The following is a 14,207-nucleotide window of genomic DNA, read 5'->3' as shown; positions in this document are numbered from 1 at the left end:
GTCAGCGGGTCAATGCAGGAAACCTGTCGAAATCCACGGCACCGCAGCGACGATGATCAACCCGACCATCAACGCAGCGATATAACCAAGAATCGGCTTCATGCCTTCGTCGGGATGAATGCGGCTCACCGCGCAAGCCGAGTAATAACCCACGCCGAACGGCGGTGCGAACAGGCCCACGCCCATCGAGAGGATCACCACCATCGCGTAGTGCACGTCGTGAATGCCCATCTGCCGCGCGATCGGGAACATCAGCGGGCCGAACAGCACGATCGCCGGAATGCCCTCGAGCACGCTGCCGAGAATCACGAATACGCAGATGGATGCCGCCATGAACATCGCCGCGCCGCCAGGCAGAGCGCCGAGCGTCTGCGCGAGCTGTCCGGAGAAGCCCGATTGCGTCAACGCCCACGCCATGCTCGTCGCCGCGCCGATGATCAGCAGAATCGCGCCGGACAACGTTGCGGTATCGATCAGCATCGGCTTGAGCCGCTTCCACTCGAAACGGCGATAGATCAGCAAGCCCGCCAGCACCGCATACGCAATGCCGATGGTCGAGACTTCGGTCGCCGTTGCAATACCTTCGACCACCGCGGCGCGGATCACGAACGGCAAGGCAATCGCAGGAAACGCGATGACGAACTTGCGCAGAATCTCCACGCCCGTCGCACGTTTGACGCCCGACATGTCTTCGCGCCGATAACGCCACTGCACCACGATGCACAAGGTGATCGCCAGCACGATGCCCGGCAGCATGCCGCCCGTGAAGAGCGCCGAGATCGACACGCCAGTCACGGAACCGAGCGTAATCAGCACGAGGCTCGGTGGAATCGTCTCGGTCTGCGCGCCGGTCGCGGCCAGCAGCGCGACCAGATCGCCCGGCTTCGCACCACGCGCTTTCATCTCGGGAAACAGCACGGGCGCAACCGCCGCCATGTCCGCGGCTTTTGAGCCCGATATGCCCGACACCAGATACATCGCGCCGACCAGCACATAGGACAGTCCGCCGCGCACGTGACCCAGCAAGCTCGCGAGAAACGCGATCATCGCCGCGGCCATGCCGGTCATCTCGATCAACTGGCCGAGAAACACAAAGAGCGGCACCGAAAGCAGGATCAGATGCGACATGCCCTCGTCCATCCGGCCGACTACCACAGGCATCGGCGTATTCGTGGTCAGCGCAAGATAGCCGAAGGTCGCGAGTCCGAACGAGAAGGCAATCGGCACGCCGCTCAACACACCGAGCGCGACCAGACCGACAAAGAAGATCAGCAGGTTGATATTGCCGAGATCGCGCAGCAACGGACCGAGTGCAATGAAGATGCCGGCCAGCGCGCCGACCGTTGCGATTGCGGCGAGCGTCAGGCGCCAGTTGCCCATGCGGGCGAGCCGTACCACGGCCACCAGCAGCATCAGCGCCGAACCAACCGGCAAGGCAGCCGCGCGCCACGAGTTCGACAATTCGAGTGCCGGCGTGGTGATGAACGATTCGTCCTGCGCGAAGCTGATCGCCGGGCCGATCACCATCGCGAGGAACGCGATCGGCGCCGCGATCGCGACCACGTCGAGAAAGGCGCGCACACCTGGCGGCGCCATGCCGACCAGCGCTGTCATCCGCATATGCTCGCCGCGCCGCAACGCAATCACGGCGCCAAGCATGGCGAGCCACAGGAACAGCATCGACGCGAGCTCATCGGACCACACGAGCGGCGCGTGCAGCAGATAGCGGCTCGTCACGCCAGCCAGCAGCACGACGATTTCCGCGAGCACCAGCAACGCAGCGGGAATCTCCACCAGATGGCCGAGAGTGGAATCGAGCGCACAGGCGAACCGATGCTGCCGCTCGTGCGAATAGGAGATTGAGATCATCGCATTACCCCAGTTTTCCGACGGACTTCTCCATCAGTCCCCACGCCTCGTCGCCGTACTTGGCTTTCCAGTCGTGATAAAAACTCGTCTTGGCCAGCGCGCCACGGAACGCGTCCCGGTCGACATCGATAAAGGTAATGCCCTTCTTTTTCAGGTCGTCGCGCAAGGAGAGGCTAAGCCTGGCGATATCCGCGCGTTGCAGCATCGCGGCGCTTTCGAATTCACGTGTGACGATCGCGCGAATGTCCGCAGGCAGGCGCTCCCACGCGGCGCGATTACCGAGAATCCAGTAACCGTCCCACACGTGCGACGTGAGGCTGATGTACTTCTGCACTTCATAGAGCTTGGCCGTCGCGATGATCGGCAGCGGGTTTTCCTGACCTTCCACCACGCCGGTTTGCAAGGCCGAATACAGCTCGTTGAAATTGATCGGCGCGGGGCCGGCGTCGAGCGCCTTGAACAGCGAGGTCAGCATCGGTGCTTGCGGCACGCGAATCTTGAAGCCTTTCAGATCAGCCGGTGCGCGCAACGCCCGCGTCGATGAACTGATCTGCCGGAAGCCGTTGTCCCACACCTTGCTCACCGACACGAGGCCCGACTTGCCGATCTGCGCGCGGATGTAGTTGCCGAGATCGCCGTCCATCGCCTTCCAGACCGCGTCGTAGTCCTTGAACGCGAAGCCGGTGTTGACGATGCCTGCGGCGGGCGTCAGCGTCGCCAGAATCGACGACGCCTGGTTGAAGAACTCGACGCCGCCATTGCGCACCTGCGACAGCAGATCGGTGTCGGAACCAAGCTGATTCTGCGGAAAGAGCTTGATGTCGAGGCGGCCCTTGGTCGCTTCGCGAATACGATTGATCGCCTCCTGCGCGCGGATGTTAACCGGATGTGTCGGGTCCTGGCCGGTGGCGAGTTTGTACGAAAACTCGGGGGCCGCCATCGCGCTTCGCGAGATGCTCCATAACGGCGCGGCGGCGGATAAGGTTGCACCGGCCTTCAGAAAGGTGCGGCGGCTAATGCCCTGCGGGGCGTTCGAACGGGTTGTCATGGTGTCTTCCTCCAATGCTGGATCGCGCGTCGTTATGGTTTTGGAATCTGAACCGCGGCGGCTGCACGTGTTGCTCGCCGCGATCGTCTGTTCTCTACTACGTGGTCCCCATCGCCGCCGCCGGCCCCCCGCCTGACGGCCCGTCCTGCCGTCAGGCGTCAGCCGTGAATCAGCATGCCGCCGTTCACATCGATCACCGCGCCGGTGATATACGACGACAAATTCGACGCGAGGAACAGGAAGGCGCCGGCCACATCGTCGGGTACGCCCAGACGATTAAGCGGAATGCCCGCGAGGATTTCGCCGCGCTTGTCGTCGCTGATCTTGCCTGCGTTGATGTCGGTCTGAATCAGCCCCGGCGTCACGCAGTTCACGCGGATGCCGTCGTTGCCGAGTTCGCGCGCCATCGCTTTGGCAAGGCCCAGCACGCCGGCCTTCGCCGCCGAGTAATGCGGGCCGCCGAGAATGCCGCCGCCGCGCTGCGCCGATACCGACGACATGCAGCCGATCGAGCCGCTCTTCTGCTTCTTCATCTGCGGGACGACCGCTTGCGACAGATACAACACGCCGCGCAGATTGACGTCGAGAATACGGTCCCAGCTTTCCGGATCGATCTCGAGCAGCTTGGCAGCCTGCGTAATGCCGGCATTGTTGATCAGGATATCGATCGAACCAAAATCGGCGACGGTGCGTTCGACAGCAGCCTGGCAGGCGCCACGGTCGGTCACATTGCAAACGTAGCCGCGATGTTCGGGCCCAATCGACGCAGCGGCTTCGACCGCGGCATTTTCGTCGAGATCGAAAATGGCGATGCGTGCGCCGTGCGCCGCGAACATGCGGGCGGTCGCCATACCGATGCCGCGCGGCGACGCGCCGCCGGAAATGACGGCGACCTTGCCGTCGAGTAGACGTGACTCTGACATGATGCGGATCTCCTGAATATGAAGCTTATGGTTTGCTGATTTGTTTGCTATTGGTAAGTGCGCGTATGTGCGGCACTTACCCGCCTTGATGAACCTTTACCGCAGCCAGCCTTTGATCGTGTCGCACATCGCCTCGGTCGAAATGCCGTAGCGGTCGTGCAAGGTCGGCAGCGCACCCGCGTCGAGAAAAGCGTCGGGCAAGCCGATCTGGCGGAACGGCGGTGTGACGCCATTGGTCAGTAGCACGGCGGCCACTGCTTCGCCCAGACCGCCGATCACCGTATGGTTCTCCGCCACCACGACAAGTCGGCCGGAGCGGCGCGCTTCGCGCAGCAGCGTGGCGGTGTCGAGTGGCTTGATGGTCGGCACGTGCAGCACGCCTACGTCGATGCGATCGGCGGCCAGCGCCTTCGCCGTTTCCAGCGCGCGCATCGTCATGATCCCGGACGAGATGATCAGCACCTCGGCGCCGTCGCGCAGCAGCTTCGCTTTGCCGAGTTCGAACTGGTAGTCGTATTCGTCGAGCACGACCGGCACGTTGCCGCGCAACAGCCGCGCATATACGGGCCCGCGATGGTCGGCGATGGCCGGCACCATCTGCTCGATTTCGATGGCGTCGCACGGGTCGATCACCGTGAGGTTCGGCATTGCGCGGAACAGCGCGAGGTCTTCCGCCGCCTGGTGGCTCGGGCCGTAGCCGGTCGTGAGACCCGGCAAGGCGCAGACGATCTTGACGTCGAGGTTGTCCTCGGCAATCGCCTGATGGATGAAGTCGTAGGCACGGCGCGCGGCGAACACGGCGTACGTGGTGACGAACGGCTGCGCGCCTTCGTGCGCCATGCCGGCCGCGGCGCCCATCAGCAGCTGTTCGGCCATGCCCATCTGGTAGTAGCGCTCCGGGTATTCCTTGGCGAAGAGATGCAGGTCCGTGTACTTGCCGAGATCGGCGGTCATGCCCACCACTTCGGGCCGGTTGCGCGCCAGTTCGACCAGCGCGTGGCCGAACGGAGCCGAGCGGGTGATCTGCCCTTCACCGGCGATCGAGGCGATCATCGCCGACGTTTTCAGACGCGGTTTCGGTACGGCGGCGCTCATACGGTTCTCCCGGCTTCCAGTGCCTGCAGCGCGAGTTGCCACTCGTGGGCATCGACGCGGATAAAGTGATTTTTCTCGCGCGCTTCGAGGAACGGCACGCCACACCCCATCCGCGTATCGCAGACGATGATTCGCGGTTGCGCTTCCGGATGCGCGTGTGCCGCATCGAACGCGGCGACGACGGCGGCGAGATCGTTACCGTCCACGCGTTGCACGAACCAGCCGAACGCCTGCAGTTTGTCGACCAGCGGCTCGAACGCCATGACGCTCGACGACGGGCCGTCGGCCTGCTGGTTGTTGACGTCGACCATCGCGATCAGGTTGTCGAGCTTCCAGTGGGCGGCCGACATCAGCCCTTCCCAGATCGCGCCTTCATCGAGTTCGCCGTCGGAGAACAACGTGTAGACGCGGGCATCCGAGCCTTTGCGCTTCAGGCCCAGGCAGCGGCCCACCGCGATCGTCAGTCCCTGCCCGAGCGAGCCGCCGGACATCTCCATGCCGGGCGTATAGCTCGCCATACCGGACATCGGCAGACGGCTGTCGTCGCTGCCATAGGTTTCCAGTTCTTCGTCGGCGATGATGCGGGCCTCGATCAGCGCGGCGTACAGCGCGATGGCGTAGTGACCGTTCGATAGCAGAAAGCGGTCGCGGCCTTCCCATTCGGGATCGTCGGCGCGAAAGCGCATGGCGCGGAAGTAGGCAACGGCGAGGACATCGGCAATATCGAGCGCCTGGCCGATATAACCCTGCCCCTGCACTTCGCCCATGCGCAGCGCGTTGCGGCGAATCTGATAGGCGTGCTCCGCGAGTTGGGCGTACGGCGCGGTTTCGCTAGTGGTCACTGTTTGTCTCCTTGGGGATCGCTTCGCAGGGGCCGCTGTGATGCCGATCCCAGTGACTCAAGCGTAATCTCGCGCTCACACGCGCTCAAACGAATTAAGATGGGCTAATGGATGAATTCAATTCACCTTGATGCTGCCATGCACAATCGCGTCACCTTCAAGTCGATACAGGCATTCGAGGCCGCTGCGCGGCTCTCTTCGTTTGCGCTCGCAGCAGACGAACTGTTTGTCACGCCCTCAGCCGTGAGCCATCAAATCAAGCTGCTGGAAGAGCAATTGAGCATTCGTCTGTTTCATCGGCTGCACCGCACGGTGATCCTGACGGACTACGGGCGGCAATACGCTGAGGAAATCACCGCGGCCTTCGCGCGAATCGACTCAGCCACGCGCGAGATCGGGCGCGCCGCCAAGAGCGACATCCTCACGATCCATTGCACGCCCAGTTTTGCGACTCAGTGGCTGATGCCGCGCATCGCGCGTTTCAGTGCGGCGCATCCGGATATCGATGTGCGCTTGAATGCTTCTTCAGAGGCGGTGGATCTGATCTCGGAAGCGGTGGATATCGACATCCGCTACGGTCCGAGAAAGCTGCAGCCGGCCGGCACGATGGTGCTCGAGTTGCCGCCCGAGACGATCGTGCCGTTGTGCTCGCCCGCGCTGATGACCGGAGAACATCCGCTGCGCAGCGTCGCGGATTTACCGCACCATGCGCTGATTCATAGCGAGGGCTGTCTGGTCGGATGGAGAGACTGGATGCGTCTTTATCGCAAGACGCGGCTCGATATTGGACGCGGTCCGCGTTTCGATCGATCGTTCATGGCGATCAGCGCGGCGGTGGACGGCTTGGGCGTCTGCCTCGAAAGCCTGCTTCTGGCGCAGCGTGAACTGGAAACGGGGCGACTAGTGGCGCCGTTCGGTCTGGAAGGACTTCCGGTAAATGGCTATACGCTGAACCTGTTGAAATCTCGCGCCGAATTGCCGAAGCTGCATAGCTTTCAGGATTGGCTGTTTGCGGAACTTCAGAAGTGATGCGCGTGCGGCACTGGTCCGGTCATGCGCAATGCGCTGCCGGAGACAGTGCCGACTACCGGCCTTTAAGATTTGCCTTTGAGGGTGAACGGTGCAAGCAGTGACCGTACATCGACCTGCTGCCCCTGGAGCAGAAGCAGCCTCGCGTGAAGCACCGTATTCTCGAGAACGAGCTTGGCGGTGCTCAGCAGATACAGCGCGTGGATATCGGAGATCGACATGTTGCCTGCTTCGACCTGGTGGTGACGCTCGACCAGCGAACTCATGACGAGCCGCCTGAGTTCCTGTTCTCCGAATGGAAGGTCCGCGTAGTCGATCGGGTCGTCGGCCTCTACTTCCCGCAGCAGTTCCACCAGCGTTTCAGTGCTCACGTCCATGTGCAGGCTCCACGTTGTCGTTCAAGACCAGCATAGCCAAACAGAGTCACCAGCACTGACAGCCTACCGTTTCTATTTAAGGGAGTCTAGTCTGCAGGTGACACTGCCCGGCTTCAAATCACGACACGTGAAATCGCGTTGAACTTACCCTCGACGCTTCTTCTTCAACTCGATCGTTTCGAACAACTCGTAGTTCTGCGTCGGTGTCTGGTCCGCACCCGGCGCGTGGTAGTAGTTCATCGTGATCGTGGTCTCGCCACCCGGATGGCCCGGATCATGGTCGAACACCGCGATACCGTAGCCCGTGCCGGTGTCCCGTTGTGCCGACCAGACTGCATCTTCAACAGCATCCGCGCTGGCACGCACGAAGGTACCCGCGGTCGTCCCGGCAACCGGACGATTCGGCCGCGTGAAAATACGCGCCTGCGGCAAGCCGGTACCGAGATCCACCCCATACACGTCGAGCGGCGCACTCGTGCCGCCACCGCCGAGAATCAGGTGGATCGTGCCGTGACTCGTATCGAACGTGGATGCCCCCGACGACACCGCCGACATCACCGGCCGCGGCTGCAGCGTATCGACTACGCGCCCTGTGGCGATGTCGGTGCCCTTGTTGTGATTGCAGCCGCGCACGGGATAGCTGCGCTCGTAATCGTGATCATGCCCGCACAGCACCAGATCGACGCCATAACGATCGAACAGCGGCAACCACGCTTCGCGGATGCCCTTATCGGAACCGTTGCCGGTCTTCGATGAGCTCAGCGCGTCCTGATGCATCTGCACGACGATCCAGTCGACTTCGTCGTCTTCCGCCGCCCGGCGCAATGTCTTCTCGAGCCAGCGGGTCTGCTCACCCTCGCTATAGCCACGCACATAAAGCGACGTGCCCGGCTGAATCGGCGGATTGCCGGTGCTCGCCACCGGCACCAGGGGAGCCGGGCCGGCCACGAACGCAGCCGCATCCTGATAGACCACGTCATCCGCATCGAGCGAAATGAACAGCACCGAACTCACGCGGAAGCTGTACCAGCGTCCCTGGAAGCGCGTGTGATTCTCAGGCAGCGTGTAGCGCGAGAGATACGAGGCGAGGCCCTGTTCGCCGTTGTGGAATTCGAGTTCGTGATTGCCCGGACAGGGCATCCACGGACGGTTCGACGCCGAAGTCTGGCAGTTGTTGCCAAAATCGCGCCACACGTCGGGCTGGCTCATCGGGTTCAGATTGGCGTAGCAGAGATCGCCGTTGAGCAGGTGGAACAGCGGCTGAAATCGCTCGACGGCCTGAACCGCAAAACGGCTTTGCGGCGACGACAGGACCCAGCCGGTGTTGGGCGTCGCGAGATCGCCGTAGCTGGTCCAGCGAAATGGCGCGCGGCCTCGCGGCGCCGTGCGGAAGCTCGCGGTAAAGGGCTGAGCCGCGTTGCTGTCGTTGTCGGCGCTCACCTCGTACTCGTAGCTCGTGTCTGCCTTGAGGCCGCGCAGACGCGCGTGATAGGTGAACACGACCTCGCCGTTGATGCCATCGGTATAGGTGCTTTGCACACCGTGCACCGTTACTCTCGCCCCGCCCCCGCCGCTTAACCGCACCAGCGGATTGACCGCCGGCGCCGGCGACGCCCATGACACGGTGACCTCGCTCGTCGGATCGTTGCCCCAGGTCAGATGGATCTGCTCAGGCGTGCCGTCGGGCGCGCTGTTCGCGGCCCGCGCCGCCGATGCAAGCGTGCCCGCGGCCGTCGCGAGGCTCGATGCGCCTGCAAACTTCAGAAAGCCACGGCGCGAGACGATGCTAGCGCCCTGATCGGTCGGCAAATCCTTGTCGATTTTCTTGTTTGTCATGTCGAGTTTTTGTATGGGGGTGGAAGGTCGGCAACGGACGGCGAGCGCACGGCGCGATATGCGCCGCGAGTGCCGTGCCGGACCAGGGTGCGACAGAAGTGACAGGGCATCCTAGTCGCGAAGCTATGACAGGCAGATGAAATGGCTGGACGTGGGCGGCGCCGTGCCGGCTCTTTCGGGAGAAACTACACCGCGTCGGCGCGGTGCATCGCGCCACCCGATCGCCGTGACCGTTCAGTCGATAGACGGTGTAGAAGCCGCCGAATTAACCTCGTAAAAACCCTCATGGAGGCCCAAATCACCGCATCGCGTTCGGCCTGTTGGCCGCGCTGAAACCCCTCGCTTGCCCCGCCCGTTCATTAAGGGGCTGCATCCCTCACCCCGCCGCCGTGTAAACTGCTGACTTTTTTGACTCTGGTGGTATGGTGCAAGCCCCACAGCGCACAGCTTTCAGTGGTCCGGCGCTCATTCGTTTACTTGCTCGCCTGACGGACGTCGATGTTCCCGAATCCAGCCAATCGCTTTCGGACCGGCTAAGCCAATGGCTCGGCTGGACCGACGCGATCGCGTTGTCCTCGGCGCTGAGCAACGCTCCGCCTGCCGTCGCCGGCGGCGCGCGCGCCTTCAGTGACGCTGAAGAGAGCGAGTGCGCCCGCGTGCGCGCGTCGTTGGCGGATGCCATCGTCGGCGATAGCGTGTTTGCCGTCGCGAGGCGTCGCGGGTCGGCAGCGCAGGCGCTCCCGCAAGGCGCCCCGGCGGATGCGCCGGTCGATTACGCGGTTTTTCGTCAGCGCTACCTCTCCTTGCAGCAGTCGATGGAGACGGGCATCGGCACCCTGCGCGGCCGCCTGCGGGCCATGCTGGCCGCCAGAACGCCCGCCATGGCCCGGCTCGCGGTGGTGGACGCCGTGATGGAGCGCGCGCTCAGCGAGCGCGAGCGGAGTCTGCTGGCCGCCGTGCCCGGCTTGCTCAAGGGGCACTTCGACCGCTTGCGCGAGGCGGAGCAACAAACGCTGGCCGACGCGGAAGCCTCGGGGGACGCCGCAACCGTCCCACCCGCCACACCCGCCATACCCGCCATACCCGGCACGTGGCTGAACACGTTCCGCAAGGATATGCAGAGCGTGTTGCTGGCCGAATTGGATGTTCGTTTACAACCGGTCGAGGGGCTGCTCGCCGCCCTTCGCACCTGCTAACTGGGACACTATGTCCAGATATCTCAATCTCGTTGTTTTTCTGGTAGGTCTGGCCGCGGTGTGCTGGATCGGTGGCGGCTACGTCGGCTCGAATGTGCTGGCGTTGGCGGTCACACTGTTGATTGGCGTCTGCTACGTGGCAGGCGCGCTCGAGCTGCGACGCTACAGCCAGGCCACGTCCACGCTGGCGCGTGCGGTTGCGGACCTGTCCGGGCCGCCGGCCAGCCTGGGCGCCTGGCTCGAGCCCCTGCATCCCAGCCTGCGCAATGCGGTGCGCCTGCGCGTTGAGGGTGAGCGGGTGGCCTTGCCGGGCCCGGCGCTGACGCCGTATCTGGTCGGTCTGCTCGTCCTGCTGGGCATGCTCGGCACGCTCCTCGGCATGGTGGCGACCCTGCGCGGCACCGGCATGGCGCTGGAAAGCGCGACAGACCTTCAAGCTATCCGCGATTCGCTCGGCGCACCGGTCAAAGGACTGGGCTTCGCGTTCGGCACGTCGATTGCGGGCGTGGCCACGTCAGCAATGCTGGGACTGCTTTCGGCGTTGTGCCGGCGCGAACGGATCGATGCCGCTCAATTGCTCGACGTGAAGATCGCGACGACCTTGCGCATCTACTCGCAGACGCATCAGCGCGAGGAAAGCTTCAAGCTCCTGCAGCGGCAGGCCGAGGTGATGCCCACGCTGGTCGAGCGTCTGCAGGCAATGATGACAGCCATCGAACAACAGAGCCTCGCCTTGAACGAGCGGCAGCTCGCCAGCCAGGACGCTTTCCACGGCAGAGCCGAAGCCACCTATACGCGCCTTGCTGCGTCCGTGGAGCAGTCGTTGAAGGAGAGCGTCGCCGAAAGCACCCGCGCCGCCAGCGCGGCGCTGCAGCCGGTCATGGCGGCCACGTTGGCAGGTCTCGCGCGCGAGACGGCCGCGATGCACGACACCGTCACGCACGCCGTCCAGCAGCAGTTGGATGGACTCTCGACTGGATTCGAGGCAAGCACCGCCACCGTCGCGGGCATCTGGAACAAGGCGCTCGAGGGGCAGCAACGATCGAACGAGGCGCTCACGCAGCAGTTGGGCACGTCGCTGGATCGATTCACCGAGACCTTCGAGCAACGCTCGGCCGGCCTGTTGGAAGGCGTCTCCGCGCGACTGGAAGCGACGGCGGGCAACGTGTCGGCAGCGTGGAACGAGGCGCTGTCACGGCAAGAACAGGTCGGCGAAAAACTGGCGGGACACAATCAGCAAGCTTTGGCGGCGGCCGCTGCAACCTTCGAGCAGCACTCGGCGTCACTGCTCGCCGCGGTGGGCCAATCGCATACGGACATGCAGACGGAATTGGCCTCGCGAGATCAGCAACGATTGGCAGTCTGGACCGAGACGCTCGGTTCGATGGCCGCTACGTTGAACAAGGAGTGGGAGCAGGCGGGCACGCTTAGCGCGAGCCGGCAGCAGGAGATCTGCGACGTGCTGGCGCAAACCGCGCGCGACATCTCCGCTCAAACTCAGGCGCATGCGAGCAGCACGATTGCTGAGATCGACCGGCTCGTGCAAGTGGCTGCGGACGCGCCCAAGGCCGCCGCAGACTTGCAGGCGGAACTCGCCGCACGGGACCAGCAGCGGCTGGAGGCCTGGACCGCGGCACTCAGTTCGATGGCCGCTACGCTGAACAAGGAGTGGGAGCAGGCAGGCACGCTTAGCGCGAGCCGTCAGCAGGAGATCTGCGACGTGTTGGCGCAAACCGCGCGCGACATCTCGGCCCAAACACAAGCACACGCGAGCAGCACGATCGCCGAGATCGACCGGCTCGTGCAAGTGGCTGCGGATGCCCCCAAGGCCGCCGCAAACCTGCAGGCTGAACTCGCCGCACGCGACCAGCAGCGGCTGGCCGCCTGGACCGAGACACTCGGCTCCATGGCAACGACGTTGAGCAAGGAATGGGAGCAGGTTGGCACGCGCAGCGCGAGCCGCCAGCAGGAGATCTGCGACACGCTGGCACAAACTGCACGCGACATCTCCGCTCAAACACAGGCGCACGCGAGCAACACAATCGCCGAGATCGGCCAGCTCGTACAAGCCGCGTCGGAAGCGCCCAAGGCAGCGGCGGAAGTCGTCGCCGAATTGCGTCAGAAGCTCTCCGACAGCATGGTCCGCGACACCGCGATGCTGGACGAGCGCAGCCGCCTGCTGGCAACGCTGGAAACCCTGCTCGATGCTGTCAACCATGCATCCACCGAACAGCGCACGGCCGTCGACGCGCTCGTCGCCACGTCAGCGGATCTGCTGGATCGTGTCAGCACCCGTTTCACTGACAAGGTCGAACTCGAGACCGGAAAGCTGGGCGCGGTGGCCGCGCAGGTCACCGGCAGCGCCGTCGAAGTGGCGAGCCTCGGCGAAGCATTCGGCGCGGCCGTCCAGGTGTTCGGCGAGTCGAATACCACGCTGGTCGCACATCTGCAGCGTATCGAAGCCGCGTTGGACAAGTCCCTCGCGCGAAGCGATGAGCAGCTGGCCTATTACGTCGCCCAGGCGCGAGAAGTCATCGACCTGAGCATGATGTCGCAGAAGCAGATCGTCGAAGACCTGCAGCACCTCGCCGGCAAGCGGGCGTCTGTCGGAGCTGAAGCGGCATGAGCGAGGAAATCGACGGCGGCGTGGAGACCACGGCGCCCATCTGGCCCGTCTTCGGCGATCTGATGTCGGTGTTGCTGGGCGCGTTCGTGCTGATCCTGGTGGGCGTCATCGGCGTGCAGCTGGAACTCTCGACAAGGTTGGAGCAAGAGGTCAAGCAGCGTCAGATGGAAACACAGCGCCGCAAGACGTTGGAGCAGGCGCTGGCAGGACCGCTGGCAGCGGGCCGGGTGACGCTGGTCAACGGACGCATCGGCATCAACGGCAGCGTGTTGTTCGCACTGAACTCCGATCAATTGCAGCCGGAAGGCCGGGACGTCCTGAAGAGCCTGGCGGGGCCGCTGTCCGCTTACCTCCGGGCCAATGACGAGATCCTGATGGTGAGCGGCTTTACCGATGACCGGCAGGTGCGGGAAGCTAACCGTCGCTTTGCCGACAACTGGGAGCTCTCGGCCCAACGCGCGTTGACGGTGACCCGTGCGCTGATCGATGCAGGCGTTCCCGCCTCTTCCGTATTTGCGGCCGCGTTCGGCTCGCAGCAGCCCGTCAGCACGAATGCCGATGACCAGGGCCGGGCGAAAAACCGGCGCGTGGAAATAGCACCGGTCCCGAGGCCTTCGAGCGCAACGGTGAAGCCTCGTGAGTAGTGTGAGTCGTACGAGTAGTGGCGCTAGCGAGGTGACAGGTGGCGCCCGGGCAACGCTCGACGCATGGCGCGAGCGTGGCGCCGATCGCATGGATCCCATTCGCTTTCATTTCATCGAGGCGCTGGATCGGCGGGCAGCCAGTCATAGTGGCGAGGCGCGGCGGCTGCTGGATGAGAGGCTATCCAAACTGATCGAGGCGTATGCGGTCGATCTCGAGCGCGCTGCATCCGAGGCTGGCGATGCTGGCACCGACACCAAGGCATCACCTGGCGATCCCGCTCGCGGAACGCTGGCCGGACTGATCGACTACATCGCCAGTCATGCGCCTGCAGATGGCGACAGCCTCACAGCTGGTAGCGCCACGCCTCGGCCATCGTCCTATCCGGAACTGGAGGCGCTCGACTACTTCAGGGAGACCTGGTCCAAGGTCCGATCCGAGAAACAGCTGCGGCAGTCGTTGATGAAAGCGCCGGGCAATGCCGGTCCGCTCAACTCGAGCAGCCTTGTTCATCGATCGCTCTCGTTGATGCGCGAATTGTCGCCGGGGTATCTCCAGCAGTTCCTGTCGTACGTCGACGCCTTGTCGTGGATGGAGCAGATGAACGGCGGCGGTGCCTTGCCGGCGAAAGATGCGCCTCGCGCCGCGGGCGCCAAAAAGAATACCAGGGGCAAATCGCGTTAGCGCGAGGGCAGATCCGTCGAGCCCCTGGACCACCACAATC

At 63.8% G+C, this 14,207-nt stretch carries 12 protein-coding genes; 5 read left to right on the top strand and 7 right to left on the bottom strand.

What is annotated here, in order from left to right; all coding sequences use genetic code 11:
- Positions 1 to 9 precede the first annotated feature (9 nt).
- The 5 genes from KHO30_RS04275 to KHO30_RS04255 form a co-directional block, all read right to left on the bottom strand.
- Entirely contained in the window at positions 10 to 1,869 is a 1,860-nt protein-coding gene (locus KHO30_RS04275; RefSeq protein ID WP_093637047.1) for a TRAP transporter large permease, read from the bottom strand.
- Positions 1,870 to 1,873: 4 nt separating this feature from the next.
- Positions 1,874 to 2,917, bottom strand: a complete 1,044-nt coding sequence (locus KHO30_RS04270; protein WP_054034227.1) for a TRAP transporter substrate-binding protein — start codon at positions 2,915 to 2,917, stop codon at positions 1,874 to 1,876.
- A 158-nt stretch (positions 2,918 to 3,075) separates the two neighbouring features.
- Positions 3,076 to 3,840: an SDR family NAD(P)-dependent oxidoreductase gene (locus KHO30_RS04265; protein WP_054033623.1), complete on the bottom strand. Its 765-nt coding sequence runs from the start codon at positions 3,838 to 3,840 to the stop codon at positions 3,076 to 3,078.
- A gap of 96 nt (positions 3,841 to 3,936) precedes the next feature.
- Positions 3,937 to 4,935: a transketolase family protein gene (locus KHO30_RS04260; RefSeq protein ID WP_200620653.1), complete on the bottom strand. Its 999-nt coding sequence runs from the start codon at positions 4,933 to 4,935 to the stop codon at positions 3,937 to 3,939.
- Entirely contained in the window at positions 4,932 to 5,777 is an 846-nt protein-coding gene (locus KHO30_RS04255; protein ID WP_093637042.1) for a transketolase, read from the bottom strand. Before KHO30_RS04255 ends, KHO30_RS04260 begins: the two co-directional genes overlap by 4 nt.
- A gap of 111 nt (positions 5,778 to 5,888) precedes the next feature.
- On the opposite strand from KHO30_RS04255, the gene gcvA reads away from it, so the two are divergent.
- Complete coding sequence (gene gcvA / locus KHO30_RS04250; RefSeq protein WP_234487546.1) at positions 5,889 to 6,806, top strand: transcriptional regulator GcvA; 918 nt, start codon at positions 5,889 to 5,891, stop codon at positions 6,804 to 6,806.
- A 65-nt stretch (positions 6,807 to 6,871) separates the two neighbouring features.
- Here the strand turns inward: gcvA and KHO30_RS04245 are convergent, their stop codons facing one another.
- Together KHO30_RS04245 and KHO30_RS04240 are read right to left on the bottom strand one after the other, a co-directional pair.
- Positions 6,872 to 7,183 (bottom strand): hypothetical protein, encoded by a 312-nt coding sequence (locus KHO30_RS04245; RefSeq protein WP_054033629.1) that lies wholly within the window; start codon positions 7,181 to 7,183, stop codon positions 6,872 to 6,874.
- Between the two features lie 144 nt (positions 7,184 to 7,327).
- The gene (locus KHO30_RS04240; RefSeq protein WP_211700139.1) at positions 7,328 to 9,019 is read right to left on the bottom strand and encodes a purple acid phosphatase family protein; all 1,692 of its coding nucleotides are present in this window, start codon (positions 9,017 to 9,019) and stop codon (positions 7,328 to 7,330) included.
- Positions 9,020 to 9,441: 422 nt separating this feature from the next.
- Here KHO30_RS04240 and KHO30_RS04235 point away from each other — a divergent pair, with 422 nt between their 5' ends.
- The 4 genes from KHO30_RS04235 to KHO30_RS04220 are packed head-to-tail and all read left to right on the top strand — an operon-like array spanning position 9,442 to position 14,167.
- Positions 9,442 to 10,215: a DUF3348 domain-containing protein gene (locus tag KHO30_RS04235; protein ID WP_211700138.1), complete on the top strand. Its 774-nt coding sequence runs from the start codon at positions 9,442 to 9,444 to the stop codon at positions 10,213 to 10,215.
- A 10-nt stretch (positions 10,216 to 10,225) separates the two neighbouring features.
- A complete protein-coding gene (locus KHO30_RS04230; RefSeq protein WP_211700137.1) occupies positions 10,226 to 12,841 on the top strand; it encodes a DUF802 domain-containing protein in 2,616 nt (871 codons plus the stop codon).
- The gene (locus KHO30_RS04225) at positions 12,838 to 13,485 is read left to right on the top strand and encodes an OmpA family protein (protein WP_054033637.1); all 648 of its coding nucleotides are present in this window, start codon (positions 12,838 to 12,840) and stop codon (positions 13,483 to 13,485) included. Before KHO30_RS04230 ends, KHO30_RS04225 begins: the two co-directional genes overlap by 4 nt.
- Positions 13,478 to 14,167 (top strand): DUF2894 domain-containing protein, encoded by a 690-nt coding sequence (locus tag KHO30_RS04220; RefSeq protein ID WP_244862824.1) that lies wholly within the window; start codon positions 13,478 to 13,480, stop codon positions 14,165 to 14,167. Before KHO30_RS04225 ends, KHO30_RS04220 begins: the two co-directional genes overlap by 8 nt.
- The last annotated feature ends 40 nt before the right edge of the window (positions 14,168 to 14,207 follow it).

This window comes from Paraburkholderia aspalathi, from assembly GCF_905220735.1.
GTDB classification, from domain to species: Bacteria; Pseudomonadota; Gammaproteobacteria; order Burkholderiales; family Burkholderiaceae; genus Paraburkholderia; species Paraburkholderia aspalathi.
Note: the sequence above shows the minus strand (reverse complement) of the source record. Positions and strands in the feature narration are given on the sequence as shown.

Coding starts and splice junctions, on each gene's coding strand:
- KHO30_RS04235 (WP_211700138.1), top strand. CDS start 9,442: ATGGTGCAAGCCCCACAGCGCACAGCTTTCAGTGGTCCGGCGCTCATT.
- KHO30_RS04265 (WP_054033623.1), bottom strand. CDS start 3,840: ATGTCAGAGTCACGTCTACTCGACGGCAAGGTCGCCGTCATTTCCGGC.
- KHO30_RS04275 (WP_093637047.1), bottom strand. CDS start 1,869: ATGATCTCAATCTCCTATTCGCACGAGCGGCAGCATCGGTTCGCCTGT.
- KHO30_RS04260 (WP_200620653.1), bottom strand. CDS start 4,935: ATGAGCGCCGCCGTACCGAAACCGCGTCTGAAAACGTCGGCGATGATC.
- KHO30_RS04240 (WP_211700139.1), bottom strand. CDS start 9,019: ATGACAAACAAGAAAATCGACAAGGATTTGCCGACCGATCAGGGCGCT.
- KHO30_RS04245 (WP_054033629.1), bottom strand. CDS start 7,183: ATGGACGTGAGCACTGAAACGCTGGTGGAACTGCTGCGGGAAGTAGAG.
- gcvA (WP_234487546.1), top strand. CDS start 5,889: ATGAATTCAATTCACCTTGATGCTGCCATGCACAATCGCGTCACCTTC.
- KHO30_RS04270 (WP_054034227.1), bottom strand. CDS start 2,917: ATGACAACCCGTTCGAACGCCCCGCAGGGCATTAGCCGCCGCACCTTT.
- KHO30_RS04230 (WP_211700137.1), top strand. CDS start 10,226: ATGTCCAGATATCTCAATCTCGTTGTTTTTCTGGTAGGTCTGGCCGCG.
- KHO30_RS04225 (WP_054033637.1), top strand. CDS start 12,838: ATGAGCGAGGAAATCGACGGCGGCGTGGAGACCACGGCGCCCATCTGG.